24 protein-coding genes and 1 pseudogene are annotated in these 19108 nt (G+C 69.4%); 8 read left to right on the top strand and 17 right to left on the bottom strand.

The window, feature by feature from the left end; all coding sequences use genetic code 11:
• Positions 1 to 24: 24 nt before the first annotated feature.
• From Q9S36_RS06765 to Q9S36_RS06780, 4 genes are all read right to left on the bottom strand, one after another.
• Entirely contained in the window at positions 25 to 771 is a 747-nt protein-coding gene (locus Q9S36_RS06765) for an anti-sigma factor (protein WP_311284469.1), read from the bottom strand.
• A complete protein-coding gene (locus Q9S36_RS06770) occupies positions 758 to 1342 on the bottom strand; it encodes an RNA polymerase sigma factor (RefSeq protein ID WP_251450163.1) in 585 nt (194 codons plus the stop codon). The genes Q9S36_RS06765 and Q9S36_RS06770 overlap by 14 nt, the downstream gene beginning before the upstream one ends.
• On the bottom strand, positions 1342 to 1785 hold the full coding sequence (locus Q9S36_RS06775; RefSeq protein WP_311284470.1) for a class F sortase: 444 nt from the start codon (positions 1783 to 1785) through the stop codon (positions 1342 to 1344). Before Q9S36_RS06775 ends, Q9S36_RS06770 begins: the two co-directional genes overlap by 1 nt.
• Before the next feature lie 212 nt (positions 1786 to 1997).
• Positions 1998 to 2819 carry a DUF4397 domain-containing protein gene (locus Q9S36_RS06780; RefSeq protein WP_251450168.1) on the bottom strand — a complete coding sequence of 274 codons (822 nt, stop codon included), beginning with the start codon at positions 2817 to 2819 and terminating at the stop codon, positions 1998 to 2000.
• Between the two features lie 131 nt (positions 2820 to 2950).
• Between Q9S36_RS06780 and Q9S36_RS06785 the strand changes: the two genes are divergently transcribed.
• Positions 2951 to 3622, top strand: coding sequence for an SIMPL domain-containing protein (locus tag Q9S36_RS06785; RefSeq protein ID WP_311284471.1), 672 nt, complete (start codon positions 2951 to 2953; stop codon positions 3620 to 3622).
• A gap of 42 nt (positions 3623 to 3664) precedes the next feature.
• On the opposite strand, the gene smpB is transcribed toward Q9S36_RS06785, so the two are convergent.
• The 4 genes from smpB to prfB form a co-directional block, all read right to left on the bottom strand.
• Complete coding sequence (gene smpB / locus Q9S36_RS06790; RefSeq protein ID WP_251450173.1) at positions 3665 to 4141, bottom strand: SsrA-binding protein SmpB; 477 nt, start codon at positions 4139 to 4141, stop codon at positions 3665 to 3667.
• Positions 4142 to 4222: 81 nt separating this feature from the next.
• Positions 4223 to 5137 (bottom strand): permease-like cell division protein FtsX, encoded by a 915-nt coding sequence (gene ftsX, locus Q9S36_RS06795; RefSeq protein ID WP_251450175.1) that lies wholly within the window; start codon positions 5135 to 5137, stop codon positions 4223 to 4225.
• Positions 5134 to 6195: a cell division ATP-binding protein FtsE gene (gene ftsE, locus Q9S36_RS06800; RefSeq protein ID WP_311284472.1), complete on the bottom strand. Its 1062-nt coding sequence runs from the start codon at positions 6193 to 6195 to the stop codon at positions 5134 to 5136. Before ftsE ends, ftsX begins: the two co-directional genes overlap by 4 nt.
• 80 nt (positions 6196 to 6275) lie before the next feature.
• Complete coding sequence (prfB, locus tag Q9S36_RS06805) at positions 6276 to 7385, bottom strand: peptide chain release factor 2 (protein WP_251450179.1); 1110 nt, start codon at positions 7383 to 7385, stop codon at positions 6276 to 6278.
• 20 nt (positions 7386 to 7405) lie between these two features.
• Between prfB and Q9S36_RS06810 the strand changes: the two genes are divergently transcribed.
• Both Q9S36_RS06810 and Q9S36_RS06815 read left to right on the top strand, forming a co-directional pair.
• Positions 7406 to 8701 (top strand): MFS transporter, encoded by a 1296-nt coding sequence (locus Q9S36_RS06810; protein WP_311284473.1) that lies wholly within the window; start codon positions 7406 to 7408, stop codon positions 8699 to 8701.
• On the top strand, positions 8698 to 9030 hold the full coding sequence (locus Q9S36_RS06815; RefSeq protein WP_311284474.1) for a hypothetical protein: 333 nt from the start codon (positions 8698 to 8700) through the stop codon (positions 9028 to 9030). The genes Q9S36_RS06810 and Q9S36_RS06815 overlap by 4 nt, the downstream gene beginning before the upstream one ends.
• Positions 9031 to 9048: 18 nt before the next feature.
• Here Q9S36_RS06815 and Q9S36_RS06820 read toward each other — a convergent pair whose 3' ends face one another.
• A complete protein-coding gene (locus Q9S36_RS06820; RefSeq protein ID WP_311284475.1) occupies positions 9049 to 9426 on the bottom strand; it encodes a rhodanese-like domain-containing protein in 378 nt (125 codons plus the stop codon).
• 58 nt (positions 9427 to 9484) lie between these two features.
• Between Q9S36_RS06820 and trxA (Q9S36_RS06825) the strand changes: the two genes are divergently transcribed.
• Positions 9485 to 9826: a thioredoxin gene (gene trxA, locus Q9S36_RS06825; RefSeq protein ID WP_311284476.1), complete on the top strand. Its 342-nt coding sequence runs from the start codon at positions 9485 to 9487 to the stop codon at positions 9824 to 9826.
• Between the two features lie 113 nt (positions 9827 to 9939).
• Complete coding sequence (trxA, locus tag Q9S36_RS06830) at positions 9940 to 10326, top strand: thioredoxin (protein ID WP_251450187.1); 387 nt, start codon at positions 9940 to 9942, stop codon at positions 10324 to 10326.
• 60 nt (positions 10327 to 10386) lie between these two features.
• Here trxA (Q9S36_RS06830) and Q9S36_RS06835 read toward each other — a convergent pair whose 3' ends face one another.
• The 8 genes and pseudogenes from Q9S36_RS06835 to Q9S36_RS06870 form a co-directional block, all read right to left on the bottom strand.
• Positions 10387 to 11667, bottom strand: coding sequence for an ABC transporter substrate-binding protein (locus tag Q9S36_RS06835; protein WP_311284478.1), 1281 nt, complete (start codon positions 11665 to 11667; stop codon positions 10387 to 10389).
• Positions 11668 to 11824: 157 nt separating this feature from the next.
• Positions 11825 to 12181, bottom strand: a complete 357-nt coding sequence (locus tag Q9S36_RS06840; protein WP_396653741.1) for a pilus assembly protein TadG-related protein — start codon at positions 12179 to 12181, stop codon at positions 11825 to 11827.
• An 80-nt stretch (positions 12182 to 12261) separates the two neighbouring features.
• Complete coding sequence (locus Q9S36_RS06845) at positions 12262 to 12747, bottom strand: TadE family protein (protein WP_311284480.1); 486 nt, start codon at positions 12745 to 12747, stop codon at positions 12262 to 12264.
• Positions 12722 to 13132: a pilus assembly protein gene (locus tag Q9S36_RS06850; RefSeq protein ID WP_311284481.1), complete on the bottom strand. Its 411-nt coding sequence runs from the start codon at positions 13130 to 13132 to the stop codon at positions 12722 to 12724. Before Q9S36_RS06850 ends, Q9S36_RS06845 begins: the two co-directional genes overlap by 26 nt.
• A 4-nt stretch (positions 13133 to 13136) precedes the next feature.
• Positions 13137 to 13325 (bottom strand): hypothetical protein, encoded by a 189-nt coding sequence (locus Q9S36_RS06855; protein ID WP_311285052.1) that lies wholly within the window; start codon positions 13323 to 13325, stop codon positions 13137 to 13139.
• Between the two features lie 50 nt (positions 13326 to 13375).
• Complete coding sequence (locus Q9S36_RS06860; protein WP_311284482.1) at positions 13376 to 14329, bottom strand: type II secretion system F family protein; 954 nt, start codon at positions 14327 to 14329, stop codon at positions 13376 to 13378.
• Complete coding sequence (locus Q9S36_RS06865; protein ID WP_311284483.1) at positions 14326 to 15183, bottom strand: type II secretion system F family protein; 858 nt, start codon at positions 15181 to 15183, stop codon at positions 14326 to 14328. The genes Q9S36_RS06860 and Q9S36_RS06865 overlap by 4 nt, the downstream gene beginning before the upstream one ends.
• A pseudogene (locus Q9S36_RS06870) lies at positions 15180 to 16070 on the bottom strand (CpaF family protein); the annotation flags it as partial. The gene Q9S36_RS06865 and the pseudogene Q9S36_RS06870, both read right to left, overlap by 4 nt.
• A gap of 75 nt (positions 16071 to 16145) precedes the next feature.
• On the opposite strand from Q9S36_RS06870, the gene Q9S36_RS06875 reads away from it, so the two are divergent.
• The 3 genes from Q9S36_RS06875 (at position 16146) to Q9S36_RS06885 (ending at position 19096) form a co-directional block, all read left to right on the top strand.
• On the top strand, positions 16146 to 17732 hold the full coding sequence (locus Q9S36_RS06875) for a recombinase family protein (RefSeq protein ID WP_311284484.1): 1587 nt from the start codon (positions 16146 to 16148) through the stop codon (positions 17730 to 17732).
• A complete protein-coding gene (locus tag Q9S36_RS06880; protein ID WP_311284485.1) occupies positions 17729 to 18091 on the top strand; it encodes a hypothetical protein in 363 nt (120 codons plus the stop codon). The genes Q9S36_RS06875 and Q9S36_RS06880 overlap by 4 nt, the downstream gene beginning before the upstream one ends.
• A 465-nt stretch (positions 18092 to 18556) precedes the next feature.
• Entirely contained in the window at positions 18557 to 19096 is a 540-nt protein-coding gene (locus Q9S36_RS06885) for a hypothetical protein (protein ID WP_311284486.1), read from the top strand.
• The last annotated feature ends 12 nt before the right edge of the window (positions 19097 to 19108 follow it).

The following is a 19108-nucleotide window of genomic DNA, read 5'->3' on the forward strand; positions in this document are numbered from 1 at the left end:
ATGCCGCCGGCTCGCCATTCCCGCTCAGGCGAAGTCCAGCTCTCCCCGCACGATGGAATCGCCCGAATGCGTCGGGTCGCCATCCTGCGGCTCCTGTGAGATGTCGACCAGCACGTAGTCGCGAAGATCGACGTCCTCCGGAACGGCGAACTCGCCCTCGGACCCCTCGAGGATGCCGAGACTGACGATCGCCGTCGCGTCGGCCGTGATGAGCCAGACTTCTCGGAAGCCGTCCGTCGGCTCGTCGTCGTCGAGCTCGACGCGCACCATCTTCTCGCCGTCCTCACCCTCGACGACGACTGCCGAGCCTTCCGCGCCGGGGTGGTCCGGGAAGGCGAGCAGGCTTGCGGACGCCACCTCGACGACCTCGGCAGGACGCACGAGGGCCCAGGTGCCGACGACCGCGAGAATCACGGCGGCGCTGGCGGCCAGGGTGAACAGCATCTTCGAGAGCGTGCGGCGCGGGGATGCGTCCCGCTTCGTGTCGGCACCGTCGTCCGATCGATCGGTGTCCGCAACAGGCGCGCTGTCGACAGCGGCCACGGGAACGCCGGCCTCGTCGATTTCGGCGACGATGCGATCCCAGACGCGATCGGGGGGCGTCTCCAGCCCGCCCATGCCCAGGGTGGACTTTCCGACGAGCACTGTGCGGCGCAGCTCCGCCAGCTCGAGCGAGCAGTCGGCGCACGCGGCGAGGTGCGCCGTGTCATCGTCGCTCGCGGGCTCACCGAGGGCGATCAGAGCGATCTGCTCGGGGTCAAGGTGCGACATGGCTCACCTCCAATCGGCTGCGCAATCTGGACAGACTTCTTCGGATATGACTCTTCACCGTACCCAGCGGCATCCCGAGACGGTCCGATATCTGCTGATGTGTCAGATCGTCGTAGAACGCCAGGCGCACGACGTCCCGTGCGTCGGGCTCGAGGCGCTCCACCTCGTCGGCCATCAGCAGCCGATCCGCGAGGTCCACATCCGAGTGGACCAGCTCGTCGGTGCCCGAGACCCGCACGAGCTCCTCCTGCAGCGCCCGCACCTTCGCCCGCGCCTCGTGGGTGTCGGCGATGCGGCGGCGGGCGATCGCAACGAGCCAGGTCGAGAGCTTGGCCTTCGCCGGATCGTAGGACGCGCGGGACGTCCAGGCGGACACGAACACCTTCTGCGTCACGTCCTCAGCGTCACCCCGGTCACCCAGCGACCGCAGCGCCAGAGTGAAGATCAGGGGCGACCAGCGCCGGTACACATCGGCCAGCGCGCGTTCATCGCCTTGGCGGAAGCGGTCGGCGAGAGCCGCTTCGTCCGGTTCATCCACGCGAGACTCTCCTCTGATCATCACGTCGGTCATCACCGGCGGCCTTCGGGAGAGGCGACGGCGACGACGTTGTCGGCGTAGCGGCCGGTCGAGCTGTCGAACTCTCCCCCGCAGGTGATGATGACCAGTTTGTCGGTACCGGAGCGCGCGAACACCTCATTGACCGGAAGTTCTTCCTTCGGGTAGTACGTGACGGAGTCGATCGTGTACCGGTGCGTCGTCCCCGCATCGTCGACGACGGTGACCGTCTCGCCGCCCGAGAGCTCCCGCAGTCGGCTCAGCGGTCCGATGGGATAGTCGGGCGCGTCGACATGTGCAGAGATGACGATGTTCCCGTCGTCGCTCGTGGGATCCGCGCCGAAGCGATACCACCCACCCACCGCGGGATCCTCGTTCAGCTCCATGAAGCCTCCCTCCTCCACCCCGACGGGGGTGACGGGGATGTCCACGGCGATCGCGTCGAGGGTCAGCCGCACCGGAGGCACGGACTGCCGCGGCGGCGCTGGGGTCGCCGCCGCGACAGGAACCTCGACCCCAGGAGTAGGTCGAGGTGTCGTCGGACTCGCTGAGGGGGTCCGCTCCGCGGTCTCGGGTGCGGCCACGGGCTGACCACCGCACCCGGACAGGGCGAGGACGATCAGCCCGGCGGTGGCCGCCAGGGTGATCGTCCTCGCCGACATGTGATGCCTCAGCGGTTCGCGCGAGCGCGGGCCACGACGACGCCGGTGGTGGCGGCGGCAGCCAGCAGGGCGAACCCGCCGACCAGCACCATCGCCTGCATCATCGCGTCACGCTCGGCCAGCTGGCCGCCGGTGCCGGAGTTCACGCCCTCCGGGGCGGAGTGCAGGCCGTCGATGGTCTGCACGGCGATGTCGAGATTGTCGTCCTCGAGGCTGCCCCACGCGTAGACGATCGTGAGCACACCCTCCTGGACCTCGACCGGTGCCGGTCCGATGACCGGGTCGGTCGTGCCGGCCGCGGCGACCGAGGCCTCGATGGTGCCGGCGGCGAGGTCGAGGCTCGCCTCATCCGGGTTCGCGAGACCCTCGATCACGGCGTCGCCTCCGGCGAGCACGTCGACGGCGGGTGCGGCCGCGGTGTGGCGGACCGTGAGGCGACCCTCGCCGGCGGCGGTCTCGGAGATGTCGTTGACGAAGGGGGTGACGGTCGGCTCACCGGCTTCGTTGAGGTGCGCCACGGCGGTGTAGCTGGTGTTCGCCTCGAGGGTCACCGAGATGGGGCCGAGGACCGGCTCGCTGGCGTCTGCGGCGTCGGGGGCGGTCAAGACGACTTCGTAGTCGCCCGCGGCGAGGTCCAGAGGACCGGCCAGGTCGCCGGGCTGGAAGTCGTCGAGCGTGAGCTCGCCGTTCACGTAGACGTCGACGGGGGTGTCGGGAATGCCGTGCAGGACCGAGAGGTCGGCGGTGGTGTCCGAGATGGCGTAGGCCGGGGTGATCAGGCCGAGAGCGGCGACGGCGCCGACGACCACGCCCGTGATGGTCTTTCGCATGATGTTCCTCCAGATTCGAGCGACCCTGCGTCGCCCGTCGGATGGGTATTCCGGGGGGTGGCCGGGTTTGGATGCACGGGAATGGAAATTCCCTCGTCGTCATCCCTGGCCCGACGCGTACGATCGCGAGTATGAACGACGTCGTCATCACGGTTCGCGGTGAGCACGAGACCTCGCTGCCCCCAGAACGGGCCGTCGTGCACCTGAGCGTCACGGTGGAGGGACGCGACCGCAGCACGGTCGTCGAGCGCATCGCCGCACTCAGCACCCCGGTCCGCGAAGACCTCGCCGCCCGACAGGCCGCCGGCGAGCTCTCCGAGTGGTCGAGCCAGCGGGTCTCGGTGTGGGCGGAGCGCCCCTGGCACCCCGAGGGCAAGCGCCTTGCCCCCGTTCATCACGCCACTGTCGAGATGACGGCGACGTTCACCGACGTCACCGCCATGTCGATGTGGGCGGGCGATGCCGCCGAGCGCGACGGCGTGCAGATCAGCCATGTCGACTGGCAGCTCACGCCCGAGACGCGTGCGCGGGTCGAACAGGAAGTGGCCACGGCGGCCGTCTCGGTCGCCGTGGAGCGCGCCACCGCCTATGCCCGTGCGTTGGGACGGATGGACGTCGCACCGCTCGAGATCGCGGACGTCGGCTTGCTGAGCAACCCCGACGCGGCGACGAAGCAGAGTGGCGCCATGATGGCCCGCATGGCGTTCGACGGCGCGCCCGCAGGGGGCGGGGGCGGCCTGCAGTTCCAGCCGCAGGACCTGAGCGTCACCGCCGCCGTGGAAGCACGGTTCAGCGCGCGCTGACGTCGCCGGATCGGCGGACCGGATGCCGCGGCATCCGCTCTGTCAATCGCCCAGCCGATTGCGGCTGCGCATCGCCCGCTCGGCTTCGCGCTTGTCCTGCCGCTCGCGCAGCGTCTGGCGCTTGTCGTACTCCGCCTTGCCCTTGGCCACGGCGATCTCGATCTTCGCGCGACCATCCGAGAAGTACAGCTTCAGCGGGATCAGCGTGTAGCCGCCCGCCGAGATGGCGTGGCTGAGCTTGATGATCTCGTCCTTGTGCAGCAGCAGCTTCCGGACGCGCTTGGTGGAGTGGTTGGTCCAGTGCCCCTGCGAGTACTCGGGGATGTGCACGGCGTCGAGGAAGGCCTCGCCGCCGTCGATGTACGCGTAGCCGTCGCTCAGATTCGCGCGCCCCTGCCGCAGCGACTTCACCTCGGTGCCGGTGAGGACGAGTCCCGCCTCGTAGGTCTTCTCGATGGTGTACTCGTGTCGCGCGCGACGGTTGGTCGCGATGACCTTCTCACCGCGTTCCCTGGGCATGTCGTCTCCTCGATGGCGCCTGCGCGCGTGGCTGATGTGCCATGCGGGCGCACGGCAGCCTGTCAGTCTAACCGCGAACGATCAGGCACGCAGCCAGCGACGGATCGCGAAGCCCGCCGACAGCGCTGCCAGGAGCGCACCGATGCCGAAGAGCACCGGTATCACCAGCCACGCGTCGTCGATCCCGACCCACGTCGTGACGAAGTCGACGCGACGTCGCAGATAGCCGTCGACACCGAAATGGATGCCGGCGATGACGGCCCCGCTGGCCAACACCGACCCGAGGAGCGCCGCGAACACCCCTTCGAGGATGAACGGTGTCTGGATGAAGCGGTTGGACGCCCCGACCAGCCTCATGATGCCGAGCTCGCGCCTTCGGGCGTACGCCGAGAGCCGGATGGTCGTCGCGATCAGCAGGACGGCGGCGATCAGCATCAGGACGGCGATTCCGACCGCGATGTAGGTGGCGACGGTGAGGGCCGAGAAGAGCGGCTCGAGATACTGCAGCTGATCCTCGACGCCCTCGATGCCCTGAGTCCCGCTGAAGGCCTCGATGAGAACGTCGGACTGCCGTTGATCGACCAGGTTGATCCAGAACGTCTCGGGGAGCTGTTCGGGGGTGATGACGCTGGCGTACTCCTCCCCCAGCAGATCGATGACGTTCTGGTACGCCTCGTCCTGGTCTTCGAAGCGCACGTCGCGGATGAGAGGCGCCAACGCCGGTCCGTCGAGCTTGGCCTGCACCTCGGTGAGCTGCTCCGGCGTCGCCGCACCCTCGGTGCAGGTGGGCTCTTGCGAGATCTCGGTGCACATGAACACCGCCACCTGGGCGCGATCGACCCAGTAATCGCGCATGGTGCCGATCTGCATCTGCATGAGGATGGCGGCGCCGACGAAGGTCAGAGAGACGAATGTCACCAGCACGACCGAGATGACCATCGAGGCGTTGCGGCGAAGGCCGGTGAACGCCTCGCCGAGGATCAGTCCGACCCTCACGTCGTCGGTCCGACTTCGTTCTCGGGCTCCGAGCCGCCGAGCCCGAGGCGATCCGCCAGACCCAGCTCCGAGACCTCGACCTCGGCGATGTCCGCGATCGGGATGGGCTGCGTGGGGGCCTTCGCCGGTCCGACGGCGGAGTCTGCCGACGCGGCGGGCTCGGGATCGGGCGCGGCCTGTGCGGCGGCATCCGCCGGTCGGATCTCGGCGTTCGCGGTGTCGGTTCCCGCGTCACGCTCCGGCGTGCTCTCGGCGGGGGCGGCCGCGGCTGCGGCAGCCAGGGCGACCTCGCGCTGAACCTCGAGCACCGCCGTCAGTGCCGCGACGGCGGCGGCACCGCGCTCGGGCGGCGGAGCGAGGCTCGGCAGGCTCGACGTGTCGCCGTAGCCGCCGTGCCTCTCGTCGCGGATGAGCTCGCCGCCGCGCAGCTCGATGACCCGGCGCTGCATCTGGTCGACGAAGCCTTTCTCGTGGGTTGCCATCACGACCGTCGTCCCACCGGCGTTGATGCGGGCGAGCAGCTGCATGATGTCGACCGATGTCGCGGGATCGAGGTTTCCCGTGGGCTCGTCCGCGAGAAGGACCTGCGGACGATTGACCAGGGCGCGGGCGATCGCGACGCGCTGCTGCTCACCGCCCGAGAGCTCGTGCGGAAAACGGCGCTCCTTGTTGTCGAGACCGACGAGCGAAAGCACTTCGGGCACTGCCTGACGGATGAACCCGCGGGACGAGCCGATGACCTGGAGAGTGAACGCGACGTTCTGGAACACCGTCTTGTTCGGCAGCAGCCGGAAGTCCTGGAACACCGCGCCGATGTGGCGGCGGAAGTACGGGACCTTGCGGTTGGACAGGTTGCGGAGGTCACGACCGAGGACCACGACTCGCCCCTCGGAGGGTGTCTCCTCACGCAGGATGAGGCGCAGGCACGAGGACTTGCCCGAGCCGGACGCACCGACGAGGAACACGAATTCACCGCGCAGCACCTCGAAGTCGACCTGGTTCAGGGCCGGGTTGGCGGTGCCGCGGAAGCGCTTCGTGACGTTTTCGAACCGGATCATGGCTCAGCAAGCCTAAGCGGATCAGGCGTGAGGGCGATCTGCGACACCCGACGGCCCGGCATCCGCGCGCGGCGGACGATTCAGTCGTCGTCCTTGCGCTTGCGCCACCGGATGCCTGCGGCGATGAAGCCGTCGAGGTCGCCGTCGAACACGGTCGCGGGGTTGCCGACCTCGTGCCCGGTGCGAAGATCCTTCACGAGCTGCTGTCCGTAGAGGAAGTACGACCGCATCTGATCGCCCCAGCTGGCGGTGATGACGCCGGCCAGTTCCTTCTTCTTCGCCGCCTCCTCCTCGCGCTTGAGCAGCAGCAGTCGCGTCTGCAGCACCCGCATGGCGGCGGCGCGGTTCTGGATCTGCGACTTCTCGTTCTGCATCGACACCACGATGCCGGTCGGCAGGTGGGTGAGGCGGACGGCGGAGTCGGTGGTGTTGACCGACTGGCCGCCGGGACCCGACGAGCGGAAAACGTCGACGCGCAGATCCCCCTCGGGAATGTCGACCTCGACGGCCTCCTCCATCACCGGGATCACCTCGACGGCGGCGAAGCTGGTCTGGCGCTTGTCGGCCGACCCGAACGGGCTGATGCGGGCGAGGCGGTGGGTGCCGGCCTCGACCGAGAGCGTGCCGTACGCGTAGGGGGCGTCGACCTCGAAGGTCGCGGACTTGATTCCGGCACCTTCGGCGTAGGAGGTGTCCATGACCTTGACGGAGTACTTGTGACGCTCGGCCCACCGCAGGTACATGCGCAGCAGCATCTCGGCGAAGTCGGTCGCGTCGTCGCCACCGGCGCCGGAGCGGATCGTGACGACCGCGGAGCGATCGTCGAACTCGCCGTCCAGCAGCGTCTGCACCTCGAGCTGGCCGATGACATCCTCGAGCTCGGCGAGCTCTTTGCGGGCCTCGTCGGCGGAGTCCTCGTCGTCCATCTCGATCGCAAGCTCGACCAGCACCTCGAGGTCATCCAGCCGCTGCTCGATCTCGCTGATGCGCTTGAACTCCGACTGCCGGTGGCTGAGGGCGCTGGTGACCTTCTGCGCCTTCTCGACGTCATCCCAGAGGTCTGGTGCGCCGGCCTCCTCGCTGAGGCGGGCGATCTCGGCTTTGAGCGCGTCGACGTCCACCACCGCCTGGATGTCGGAGAAGGTGGAACGGAGGGCCTGGATGTCGGCAGACAGATCGAGCTCGAGCATGACACTCCACAGTAACGTGGATGCACGTGGCCGATCGCTCTCTTCGCGCTCGGGACGTGCTGTGGGGTTTCGGACCCATGGTCTACGCCCCCACGCTGCTCTTCGCCCTCGGCGAGGGCGCGGTCATCCCCCTCATCCCGGTGATCGCCGACAAGCTCGGCGCGGACGTGGCCCTCGCCGCGCTCGTGGCTGCGGCGCTCGTCGTCGGCCAGCTCTGCGGAAACCTGCCGGCGGGGTGGGCGGTCGCCCGGTTCGGCGAACGCGTCACGATGGCGGTGGCGGGCCTGGTGTCCCTGGCCGGCGTGACCGCGATGGCGCTGGCGGACTCGCTCGCGATCGTCACCGCCGCCGTCTTCGTCATCGGGTTCTGCGCGGCGGCCTTCGGGCTCGCCCGCCACTCCTTCATGACCACCCGGGTCGCCTTCGCCTACCGGGCGCGCGCACTGTCACTGCTCGGGGGAACCTTCCGACTGGGCATGTTCATCGGTCCGTTCGTCGCCGCGGGGCTGCTGTTCGCGACCGGTGATGAGCGCGGCGCGATCTGGTTCTTCGGCGGCTGCCTGATCGCCACGGTCCTGCTGGTGACTCTCGGCCCCGACCCGGAGCGGCGGTTCGCGCCCGTCGCGGACGACGGCGGCGGCGGCTCCGACGACTCCCCCGCGATGGCCGACACCGGCGAAGCCGTGACCGGTTCGGTGCCGACGGTGCGGCGCCCCGGCGTCTTCGCCACGATGCGTCGCCATAGCTCGGTCCTCGCGCGGCTCGGCGTCGCGGCGGCGAGCCTGTCGGCGGTGCGCTCGGCACGTCAGGTGGTGCTCCCCCTCTGGGGACTGTCGATCGGGCTCGACGCGCAGACGATCGCGCTGGTCGTGGGGATCTCGGGCGCGCTCGACTTCGCCCTCTTCTACGCCAGCGGCCAGGTCATGGACCGGTTCGGGCGACTGTGGGCCGCGCTGCCGGCGATGGCGCTCATGGGGGCCGGATTCATCGCCCTGTCCTTCACCCACGACCTCGATCAGGCCGCCATGTGGTTCGCGATGTTCGCCGCGGTGCTCGGCGTCGGAAACGGCCTGTCCAGCGGCATCCTGCTGACCCTCGGCGCCGATGTGGCGCCGAGGGACGACCCCGCGCCGTTCCTGGGCTCGTGGCGCACGCTCACCGACGCCGGCGGCGCGCTCTCACCACTGCTCGTATCTGCGATCGCCGGTGCGGCGTCGCTGTCGGTGGCCTCGGGCGTCATGGGCGCGATCGGCCTGGCCGGCGCGTATGCGTTCGTGCGGTGGGTGCCGCGCTTCGTCCCGGGGGCCCGCCCGTGAGCGACGAGATCGTGCAGTTCTGCCGCAGCCGGCGGCAGTCCCGGCGCTGCACCCGGCGGCTCGGGCACCCCGGCCTGCATCGTCACCGGAGCGTGATGTGGTCGGATGCCGGCGCCGACGCGTCTCGCTGCTCCGGCTCGGGCCAAGCGGGCTCGCCCGCCGCTGCGTTGCCCGACGCCTGGCCGCACGGGCGCGCGATGTGCGATCGCTGTCACGACTTCGTCGAGTTGACCGCAGAGGGACGCCTGGTCGCTCACGACGCCGACACCCGGCATCCGGATGACGAGCTGCGCCGCCGGCAGGAGTGGTTCAACACGGTCGGATGGTGACCCGAGCGGCGCTGGTCGTCATTCAGTGACGATCGGCAGCCCCGTGGCCGAGGCGGCGCTGTCGATGCCGCCCGCGTCCGTCACGTCGTCGAAGCCGGCGGCCTCCATCGTGGCCACCGCCTGAGCCGATCGGCTCCCGGTGCGGCAGTAGACGACGTACTCGGCCTCGGGGTCGTACTCCGCGATCTCGGATTCGAAGCGACCGGACTGCAGATTCACGTTCACCGCGCCGTCGAGGTGCCCGGCGGAGTACTCCTCGGCGGTGCGCACGTCGACGACGATGGTCTGCTCCGTCACCTCGATCGCGGTCGCCTGCGGACTTGCGGTGCACGAAACCAGCCCGCCGGAGACGAGGGCCAGGGTGACGAGCGCGGTGAAGGAGTGCCGGATGCGCATGGGTGAGACCTTTCGTTCGATTCGCCCACAGCATACCCCCTGGGGTATAGTGCTGGACATGAGCACGAAAGAGATCACGATCGACAACATCGCGCAGACGATCGAGAGCGGCGACATCGTCCTCCTCGACTTCTGGGCGGCGTGGTGTGGGCCGTGCCGCGCGTTCGGTCCCGTCTTCGAGAAGGCGTCCGCCGAACACGACGACATCGTGTTCGGAAAGGTCGACACCGAGGCCCAGCAGCAGCTCGCGGCGGGCTTCCGGATCACGTCGATTCCGACACTGATGGCGTTCCGCGAAGGCGTCCTCGTCTTCTCACAGCCGGGCGCACTCGCCGCCCCACAGCTGGAGCAGGTCATCACCGCGGTGAAGGGCCTCGACATGACCGAGGTCCGCGTCTAGGTCGCCGCGGCCCAGACCGACGGCGCCGCCCAGCGGTGAGCCCTGCGCCGACTGCGAGCGATGGGGTCCGATTCCCCGAACCCAGGCGGCCGCAGGCGGGGCAGGATGGAGTCATGAGCACCCGCGAGATCACCATCGACAACATCGCCCAGACCATCGAGGACAGCGACATCGTCCTGCTGGACTTCTGGGCCGAGTGGTGCGGACCGTGCCGCGCCTTCGGCCCCGTCTTCGACAAGGCCTCCGAGACGCACGACGACGTCGTCTTCGGCAAGATCGACACCGAAGCCCAGCAGCAGCTCGCCGCCGGCTTCCAGATCACATCGATCCCGACGCTGATGGCATTCCGGGAGGGCGTCCTCGTCTTCTCGCAGCCCGGCGCCCTGCCCGCGCCTCAGCTCGAGCAGGTCATCACGGCGGTGAAGGGGCTCGATATGGCCGAGGTCCACGCCCAGGTGGCAGCCGCCAAGGCCGAAGAGGATGCCGCGCCTTCCGCGTGAGGCGCGAACGACAGCGGGCGGGGATCCGAAAGGAACCCCGCCCGCCGTCTTGTTTCCGGCTCAGCCGGCGAGGATCACCTCGGCCTCGCTGAAGAACTCCGCAACCGCCTCGTCGACGGTCTTCGTGCCGAGTCCGAGTTCCTTGCCGAGGTCCCAGAACTTCTGCTCGAGCGAGCCGTATCCCACCACGGCGGGCGGCGGGGTGTCGCCGATGCGGTCCTCGACCGAGGCGATGTAGTCGGCGACCTGCGCGTCCGCGCCCTCGAGCGTGGCGCCGGCCAGCTTGCTGCTGGAGGCGGGGAATCCGAGCGTGGTGCCGAAGATCTCGCCCGCCGCCTCGCTGTTGACGACGAAGTCGAGGAAGATCGCCGCGGCCTCGGGGTGATCGGTGTTGGCCGACACCGCCACCTGCAGTCCGCCCTGGCGGTAGAGGTCCTTCGCAGAGGGGTCGTCGGTGGGCGGCGCGACGATCGTGATCGACGACGCTCCGGAGTCGGCGAGGTAGCCGCCGAGGAAGTTGCTCCAGCTCATCTCGCTGGCCGTGAGCGTGGCGCCGAAGCCGGAGATCGGGCTGATCTCCTCGAGCTCCTGCTGCGGGATGGCCGCGCCGTCGCGCAGCTCGGCACCGGACTCCCAGTACGCCGCGAGCTCGTCCTCGGTGAAGCCGAGCTCACCCTCCTCCGTGTAAAGGCTCTTACCCTGCGCGCGCAACTGCAGTTCGAACACCTGGATGCGCTGCGTGTAGTCGGTACCGCCGAACGGCTCGCCGCCGGTGGCGTCGGTCGCCGCCGCGATCCAGTCGTTGAACTCGGCGTACGAAGAGCCGCCCTCGGGCAGCTCGATCCCGTGCTCGGCGAGCAGGTCGTCGTTGACGAAGTTCGCCCACAGACTGAATCCCGTCGGCAGCGAGTACTGCGCGTCGCCGAGTCGGCCGGTGCCGAGCAGACCCTCGTCGAACGTGGAGAAGTCGACGTAGTCGGAGACCTCGTTCAGGTCGAGGATGTTCCCCGTCTCGCCGTACTGGCGCAGGTAGCTGTCCGAGAACTGGAACACGTCGGGAAGGCTGCCGCTGGCCGCCTCGACCTGGCGCTGCTCCCAGTAGCTCGGGAAATCGGTGAACGTCGTGTTGATCTCGATGTTCGGGTATTCCTCGTTGAACGCCTCGATGAGCTCGTTGTAGCGGTTCGCGCGGTCGTCGTTGCCCCACCAGGCGAAGTCCAGCGACACCTCCTCGTCGGGGTCGAACTCGCTCGTCGGCGCGGCGGAGGAACCGCAGCCTGCGAGCACGATCATCGAGGCCGTGGCCAGCGCGGCCGCAGCCAGAGTACGCGTGCGGAACATCGTCGTCCTTTCATCGTCCGTTGCGGACGTCCCAGTGGCGCTCAGGAAAGCGCTTGCCGTCACCGTAGCGCTGGTGAGTTCGCACACGCAAGCGCGATCTGACACGTTTCACTCGACGACCTCGGAACGAGGGGCGAAGGTCGGTGTCTGGTGCGGGTCAGCGCAGCGCGGTACGGCCCGTGGCCGTGGACTCCAGCTCGACGCCCTCGGGGACGAACAGGGTGAGGATCGGCGGTCGCCAGGTCGCGGCGACCGTCACCCGCGCCGAGACGCCGTCAGGGGTGACGGCCGAAACGAGCCGGGATGCCCCTCCGATCTCGCCCACCATCGACGCGGCCTGGGCCCGCACTCCCCCGTCATCGAGGATCGCCACGGGCTCGCCACCCACGATCGAGAGGGTGAAGCCGTCTGCGGCCGCGAGCGCCGCCGCATCGGCGACGGCATCGAGCCGCTTCTGCGACAGATACAGGCTCGTGGCGTCGACGCACAGCAGGATCGCAGCCAGGGCGAGCATGGCGTACCCGATCGTCAGGATGAGCACGCTCCCGTCCTCATCAGCGACCCCGCCCGCGCGCCCGGCGCGGCGCGGGATGCTCACGGCGCGCCCCAGAATCTGGACACGCGCTGCGCGGCTGTGGCCTCGACGGGGATCGCGGCCGATCGCTCCCAGCCGAAGACCGGCGGGACGAGAGGAAGCGGAACGCGCGAGGTGAGCGTCACCACCAGCGTTGCGCCCGCCTGCGGACACGTGACGCCTGACGGCCTGCACACGTAGTCGAGGTGCACGCTCTCCGCGTCGAGGCGGTACTCCTCGACGACGAAGGCGAGCACGCGCTCGGCACGCTCGCGCGCATCGGCGGCGCCGTCGGCTGTCGCAACGGTGCGGGCGATGTGACGTGCGCCCGCCTCGGCGCCCAGCGCGTGCCCCTGGATGAGGCCCAGTGCGGTCACGAGGTAGACCAGGGGCACGAGGAGGAGGACTCCCCCCAGGATGAACTCCAGCGATGCCGACCCGAGCTCGGCCCCGTCGGTCCTCGTCAGCGGCAGACGAGGATCAGTCGAAGGACTCGAGCGGCGCACGCGCGCTCACCTCCAGAGCGCGGGGAGCGCCGAACAGACCGAGGAGCGGCAAGGTCGTGCGCACCGTCACCTGCACGGCCGGTGAACCGAGCGCATCGGTCGGGTGGGCGGTGACGTCGGTCGCATACTCGGCGCCCACCGTACGGGTGATGATCTGCCGGGCCCGTGCGGCGCCCTCGCTCGGGGATGCGTCGGCGAGCGCGCCATGGAAGGCGCCGTCCACCGCGGCATCATGGACGACGTTGCGGACGTAAACGGCGAACCCGAACTGCAGGACGCCGAAGGTGAGAGCCGTCAGGAGGACCCCGACGAGGACGAACTCGACCGGGCTCGATCCGCGCTCATCGGCGACCGCCGCACGCACTCGCGCGCGCAGGACCCGCATGGGATCACAGGCCCGAGACGCGGCTGATCGCCTGTTCGAACAGGCCCGCGAGCGCGGGCCCCGCCAGCGCCCAGATCACCACGACGAGCCCCGCGGTCATGAGCGTGATGAGCACCCAGCCGGGCACGTCCCCTCGTTCGTCCTTGGCGAGGTCCGCGCTGAGTGCATGCCAGCGGGCGATGAGGCGCCGCATCCATTCGTCGGTCATGACATTCCTTTCGTCGTGTATCGAGGCTGCTGCCCTCAGCCGATGCCCAGCCGCAGCATGAAGATCCCGGGGAAGACCGCGAAAAGCACGCTGAGCGGGAGGATCAGGAACACCAGCGGAACGAGCATGTAGATCTCCTTCCGCCCGGCACACTCGATCAGGGTGCGCTTCGCGGCCTCGCGAGCATCGGCGGCCTGACTGTGCAGAACATGGGAAAGCGGTGCACCGCGGTCGATCGCCGCGACCAGCTGGTCGATCGCCCGCGCGAGGGCGGGCACATCCACGTCGGAGCCCAGACGGGTGAGTGCGTCCGGGAGGGGCGAGCCGGTCCCCACGGCGACGACGACGCCACGAAGCTCAGCTGTGAGCTCGCCGGCGCCCACGTCGCTGACGCGCCGGAGGGAGTCGAGGATCCCTTCGCCGGCTGACAGGCACAGCGCGAGGAACTCGAGCACGGTCGGGAGCTCCTCTTCGATCCGCGCGATCCGCGTGCGGGCAGCATGGGTGAGGAGCATGTCGCATCCGATCGCGCCGGTCATTCCGCCCACCAGCGGCAGCAACCACACCGCGGGAGCAGCGGAGCCCGTCACCGCGAGCACGACCGAGAGCGCACCGCCGCCGCCGATGCCGACGATCGTCCAGGCGAGCTGGCGGGCGCGGAAGGTCGCCACATCATCGTCACGACCCGCTTGGCGCAGTCGGCGTTCGATGACGGCCGAGCCCGACAGCAGGGCGCCGGCGCGTCGAAGGGCCGACCGCGCGATGTCCCGCACATCTATGGGCCCGAGCCCCCCGGGACGAAGCAGCGTCGTCCCCTGCGGATCGGTCACATCGCGGATGTACGGAGCGATTCTGCGAGCGAGACTCGGGGCCCACCACCGCGGCGCGAGCGTCGACAGCAGCGTCACGCCCAGCGCGAACGTCACACCGAGGACGATCGACACCGCCGCGACGTCGACACCCGGCAGGAGCGACGGCTGCCAGGTCACCCGAACCACCTCCGGGGTTCGGGGAGCCGCCCGATGCGCAGCATGATCCGGAACGCGACGAGCGACACCGCCGCGCCACCGACCACGAGGGCCACTCCTTCCGGGCTGGAGTAGGCGCGCGCGCCTTCCGGCCTGAGCGCGAGCAGCGCCAGGATCACCCACGGCGCCGAGACACCGAGCACGGCCGCGCCCCGGATCCACGACTGCCGCGATTCGACCTCGGACCGCAGAGTCGCATCCGCGCGCACGGACGACCCGAGCCCGCGCAGCACCGGCGTGAGCTCGGTCCCGCCCACCTGCCGGGCCATGCGGAGGGTCTCGACGATCCTGTCCGCCACCGGATCGGCGAGCGTCGCCTTGAGCGTCAGGATGCTGGAATCGAAGTGCCCCGACGCTGCCAGATCCCGCCGGAAGGAGGCGAAAGGGGCACGCAGCTCGGCCGGCGCCGAGTCGGCCAGGGAGGCGACGGCATCGGGAAGCGACATGCCCGCACGCACCGAGGCGATGAGAAGGTCGCACACGTCGGGCCACAGCGCCCTGCGCGTGCGCTGCAGGCGCGAGGCCCGCGAGCGCAGCCACGCGAACGGCGTTGCCAGCGCGGCGATCGCCGTGATCAGCGCGAGCGCCGCCACCGTCGTGGCCAGCCATGCGATCGCCGCACCCACCACCGCCCCGCCGAGCGAGATCGCAACGATCACCACCGGGCGCACCCCCGCCAGTCCGGCTGATGCCAGCAGCCGCGCGAGCGCGCCGGGCTCCTGGTCCGCGGGTCGACGCTGCCGCACCGGCCACAGCCACGGGGAGACCGTCAGAAGGACCCCCGCGGCCAGGACCGCGCCCCACAGGATCGTCACGGTCGCACCGCCCGGTACAGCGTCCGTGCCGTCACCGCGCCGGCGTCCACGCCGTCCGGCTCGACGATCTCGGCGACGCGGCGCGCTCCGGTGTGTGTGCGCTCGCAGTGCACGACGAGGTCGACGGATGCCGCGACGGCCGGAACGACGAACCCCGCGTCGATGTTCCGCCCGGCCAGCAGCGGGAGTGCGGCGAGCTTCCCCAGCGCTTCACGCGCCGAATTGGCGTGGATGGTCGCCGCACCCGGCACCCCGGTGTTGAGCGCCAGGAGCAGATCGAGCGCCTCCGCATCGCGCACCTCGCCGACCACGAGGCGGTCGGGTCGCATGCGCAGCGCCTCTTTCACCAGGCGGCGCAGGGTCACCTCTCCCGTGCCCTCGAGACTCGGCTGACGGCCCTGAAGGGCGACGATGTCGGGGGCGCCGACCGCGAGCTCGAAGGTCTCCTCGACCGTCACGATGCGGTGGTCGGGTGGGCACGCGGCGATGAGCGCGGCCAGCATGGTGGTCTTCCCGGCGTGGGTCGCGCCCGAGACGAGGATGCTGCGACCGGCGGCCATCGCCTCGGCCAGCAGCTCCGCCGCGGGAACAGGGAGCGACCCGGCCGACACCAGCCGATCCAGGTCGCGGTACGCGGGCAGGAACTTCCGGACGTTCACCGCCCAGTGCCGCCGCGTGATGTCGGGGATCACCACGTGCAGCCGGCTGCCGTCGGGCAGCGAGGCGTCGACGAAGGGCTGACTGAGATCCACCCGGCGACCGGTGGCGTGCAGCATCCGCTCGACGAGGTCGCGGACGGCGGACTCGGTCAGGGTGAGGGGCACGCGCTCGGACACGCCTTCCCGGGCCACGAAGATGCGGTCCGGCGCGTTGATCCACAGCTCCTCGGAGAAGTGTTTTGGGCAACGAGGTTGCTCCAGGCGTTCTCCTCTCTAGAAACAATCTCTCGAGAGGACCGATAAGTGGTAACAACAGGAGCATCCCCCGCCGATCTAGTCGACCTGTACGTCCGCCTATCCATCGATAAAGAGGGCAAAGACTCCCTCGAGCGCCAGGAGGCCGATCTCCGCGAATGGGCGCAACGCGAAGGCCTCGCTGTCCGCCGCGTATGGCGCGACGCCGGTCGCTCTGGCTACAAACAGGGGGTCAAGCGTCCTGACTTCGATGCCGCCGTGGCGGCCGTCGCGTCGGGCGAGGTCGGGACGCTCGCCGTGTGGAAACTGGACCGACTGAGCCGTCGCGGCGCGGGGCAGGTGGGAACCGTGCTCGACGCAGTCGACGCCGTCGGCGGGCGTCTGTTCTTCCTCAAGGATCCGCTCGACTCAGCGGCATCTAACAGCCGCATGCTCATCATGCTTATGTCCGAGCTTGCGCGCGCCGAGTCGGCGAACACCTCTACCCGCGTCCGAGCAAAGAAGGAATCGTCCCGGCGCGAGGGCAAGTACCTCGGCGGCCCCGCCCCCTGGGGCTACACGGTCGACGAGAACCGTCAGCTTCGCCAGCACGCGAGCGAGGCACTCCTCGTCCGCGAACTTGTCGACCGCGTCCTCGCTGGAGATGCGCTTCTCGCCGTATGCCGGGACTGGAACAGCCGGGGTATCCCTACGCGGCGCAGCGGCAGCGAGTGGCGACCCTCGACCCTCTCTGCAGCGCTCCGCTCCCCCGCCCTAGCGGGCCTGATGCCCGAAAAGCGGCGAGACGAGACAAGCGGCAAGTGGAGCACTAGCACGGCGGCGTGGCGCGACCCCGCCACCGGGGAGGTCGTCTCGCTGATGGCCCCCGGATATCCCGCCATCGTGAGCGAATCCGAGCGCCTCCGGCTCCTTGAGGTCATGGACGGACGCCTACGTCGATATGGTCGCGGCATGCGACCCGTGAGCCAGCCGAAGTCACTCCTTGGCGGCCTCATCAAGTGCGCGGCCTGCCACCGCCCCGCCAACACGTTCGGCAACTCGTACCGTTGCCGCAAGTGGCACGCTGACGGAAGTGATTGCGAGCGACCGCTGAATGTGAGCGTCGCGCTCATCGAGTCCGAAGTGCGGCGGGCGTGGGCCTACGGCCTAGCGTCGCTCGAGCATGACTCGCCCATTCTGGGCGCCGTCGCTGATCACTGGCTCGCCAAATTCGACCCGGCTCCCGTCCAGGCGAAGCGCGACTACCTTGAGCAGCTGGACTCGGCGCGGGCTCGCCTCGCGTCGGCCGACCACGACTATTACGTCAGGGAAACGCTGGACGAGGAACGGCACGCTCGCATCACGGGCGCCCTCAAGGACCGCATCGCCGCCATGGAGGAGCACCTCCGCGCCTTGCCTCAGCCAGACGCCGACCTCGGCGCGCTCCTCGATCCCGAGCTGTCCCTCCCAGGCATCGAAGCAGCAGGAGTCCTCGAGGCACGAACGCTACTCCGACTCGCGATCGAGCGGGTGGAGGTAGCCGCTGCCCCGTATCCCGGCGCGCGCTTCCACGGTCGCCAGCGCATGCGCATCAAGTGGGCGGGCGAGTCCGAGGAGGACTTCCACGCACGGTACGAGGGAGTGAGCACGGCATGACAACGGAGAGCCTCATCGCCCGCGCCGAGCACGCGCTCCGGCGTCCATCCACGCGCTCAGACTACGCCGATGCACTTGAGCGTGGCCTAGCCCTTTCACAGCGCGACGAGGCCGCTGGGTTCGCGCTCCTGCGACGCACGATGGACGAACTAGCCTCCTTCCGCCACATCGTCGTCGACGAGCACGGCGACGTAATCGCACTTTCCATGTACGTGCGCGGACTGACTGATCGCGCCTCCTGGGCACTCGACTCATCGTCAACGACCCAGACGCAGCGAGCCCACATCCGCAAGGCGCTCGCTCTGATCGACTCCGGGGACGTGGGGGGCGTAGGCGCTCTCGAGGCGGCCATTGCGTGACACGCCGTCAATGTCCGCCGGGAGAGGCCGGCGGGCCCGACAGCGGTCATAGGCCGTGACGAAGTGACGGTTAAACCGTCACTCTCTATTCCTTCCTTAAGCGAGCTCTCTCTCAAGGGGGGAATAGAAAGTGACGGTTTCTTCGTCACTTCGTCACCCTTGCTCTGCGAAGGCCGCTGAGCCCCAGCGGCTTCGTGGCATCTCGTCAACTCGCGGGAGTCATCACGGCCCTTGGTGGCCCCTGTGCCACACAAGGCAAACTTCTTGGGCAGGATCTGCCGCTCAGGCGGTCTCCTCTTCTGTCGGAGCCAATACTGTGACGCCCTGCCAGAAAGTGAGCCAATCATGCCCCCCACCTTCCTTTCGTCGGCTGCTCCACCGAGCTCGGCGATGTGTTCGGCAACTCCGCGGACGCCCTCCTTGGGGCGCCCGCCTCTTCCGCACGGGCCTCGAGACGCTACAGCCGTGGCTGCCGTTACTGAGCCACCCGCCGCGGTTGAGGGCGCCATGGTCAAACGGCTCCGTGTGCTCCTTGCCGCCGGTGCGCTGCGGGGACCGGACGAGGTGCGTCGACTCAGCCCCGAGGAGCGCAGCGCTCTGGCAGACCTGCTCAATGGCGAGGAATCCCGCGCCGCCCGAGAGGCCGACCGTGGCGCCGCCTACGAAGCGCGCCGCCTGAGTGTCGCGCGGTACGACGACCTCGTCACGTCAACTGGCGACTCCGACCGCGCCCTCACCCTCGGCGAGCTGGGCTTCGGCGTCGTGCGAGCTGGCCGCGGTGGTCGCACCATCTGGGCCTCGGACGCGGCGCAGCATCGCCAAGCCGCACACGCCCGCGCCGAGGCAGGCCTCATCAGGTCCACCTGCATCGCGGATGCTCTCCGGGACACCCGCGCGGACGCCCGCACCGTGCGCATCTACGAACTCGACGAGGCCGACGTCGCACTCGCGCAAGAGGTCGGCAACGCGAAAGCCGACCGCATCATCGCCGCCCTCGCAATGTAGATGGGGGTGGGC

Source organism: Microbacterium sp. ARD31, from assembly GCF_031844425.1.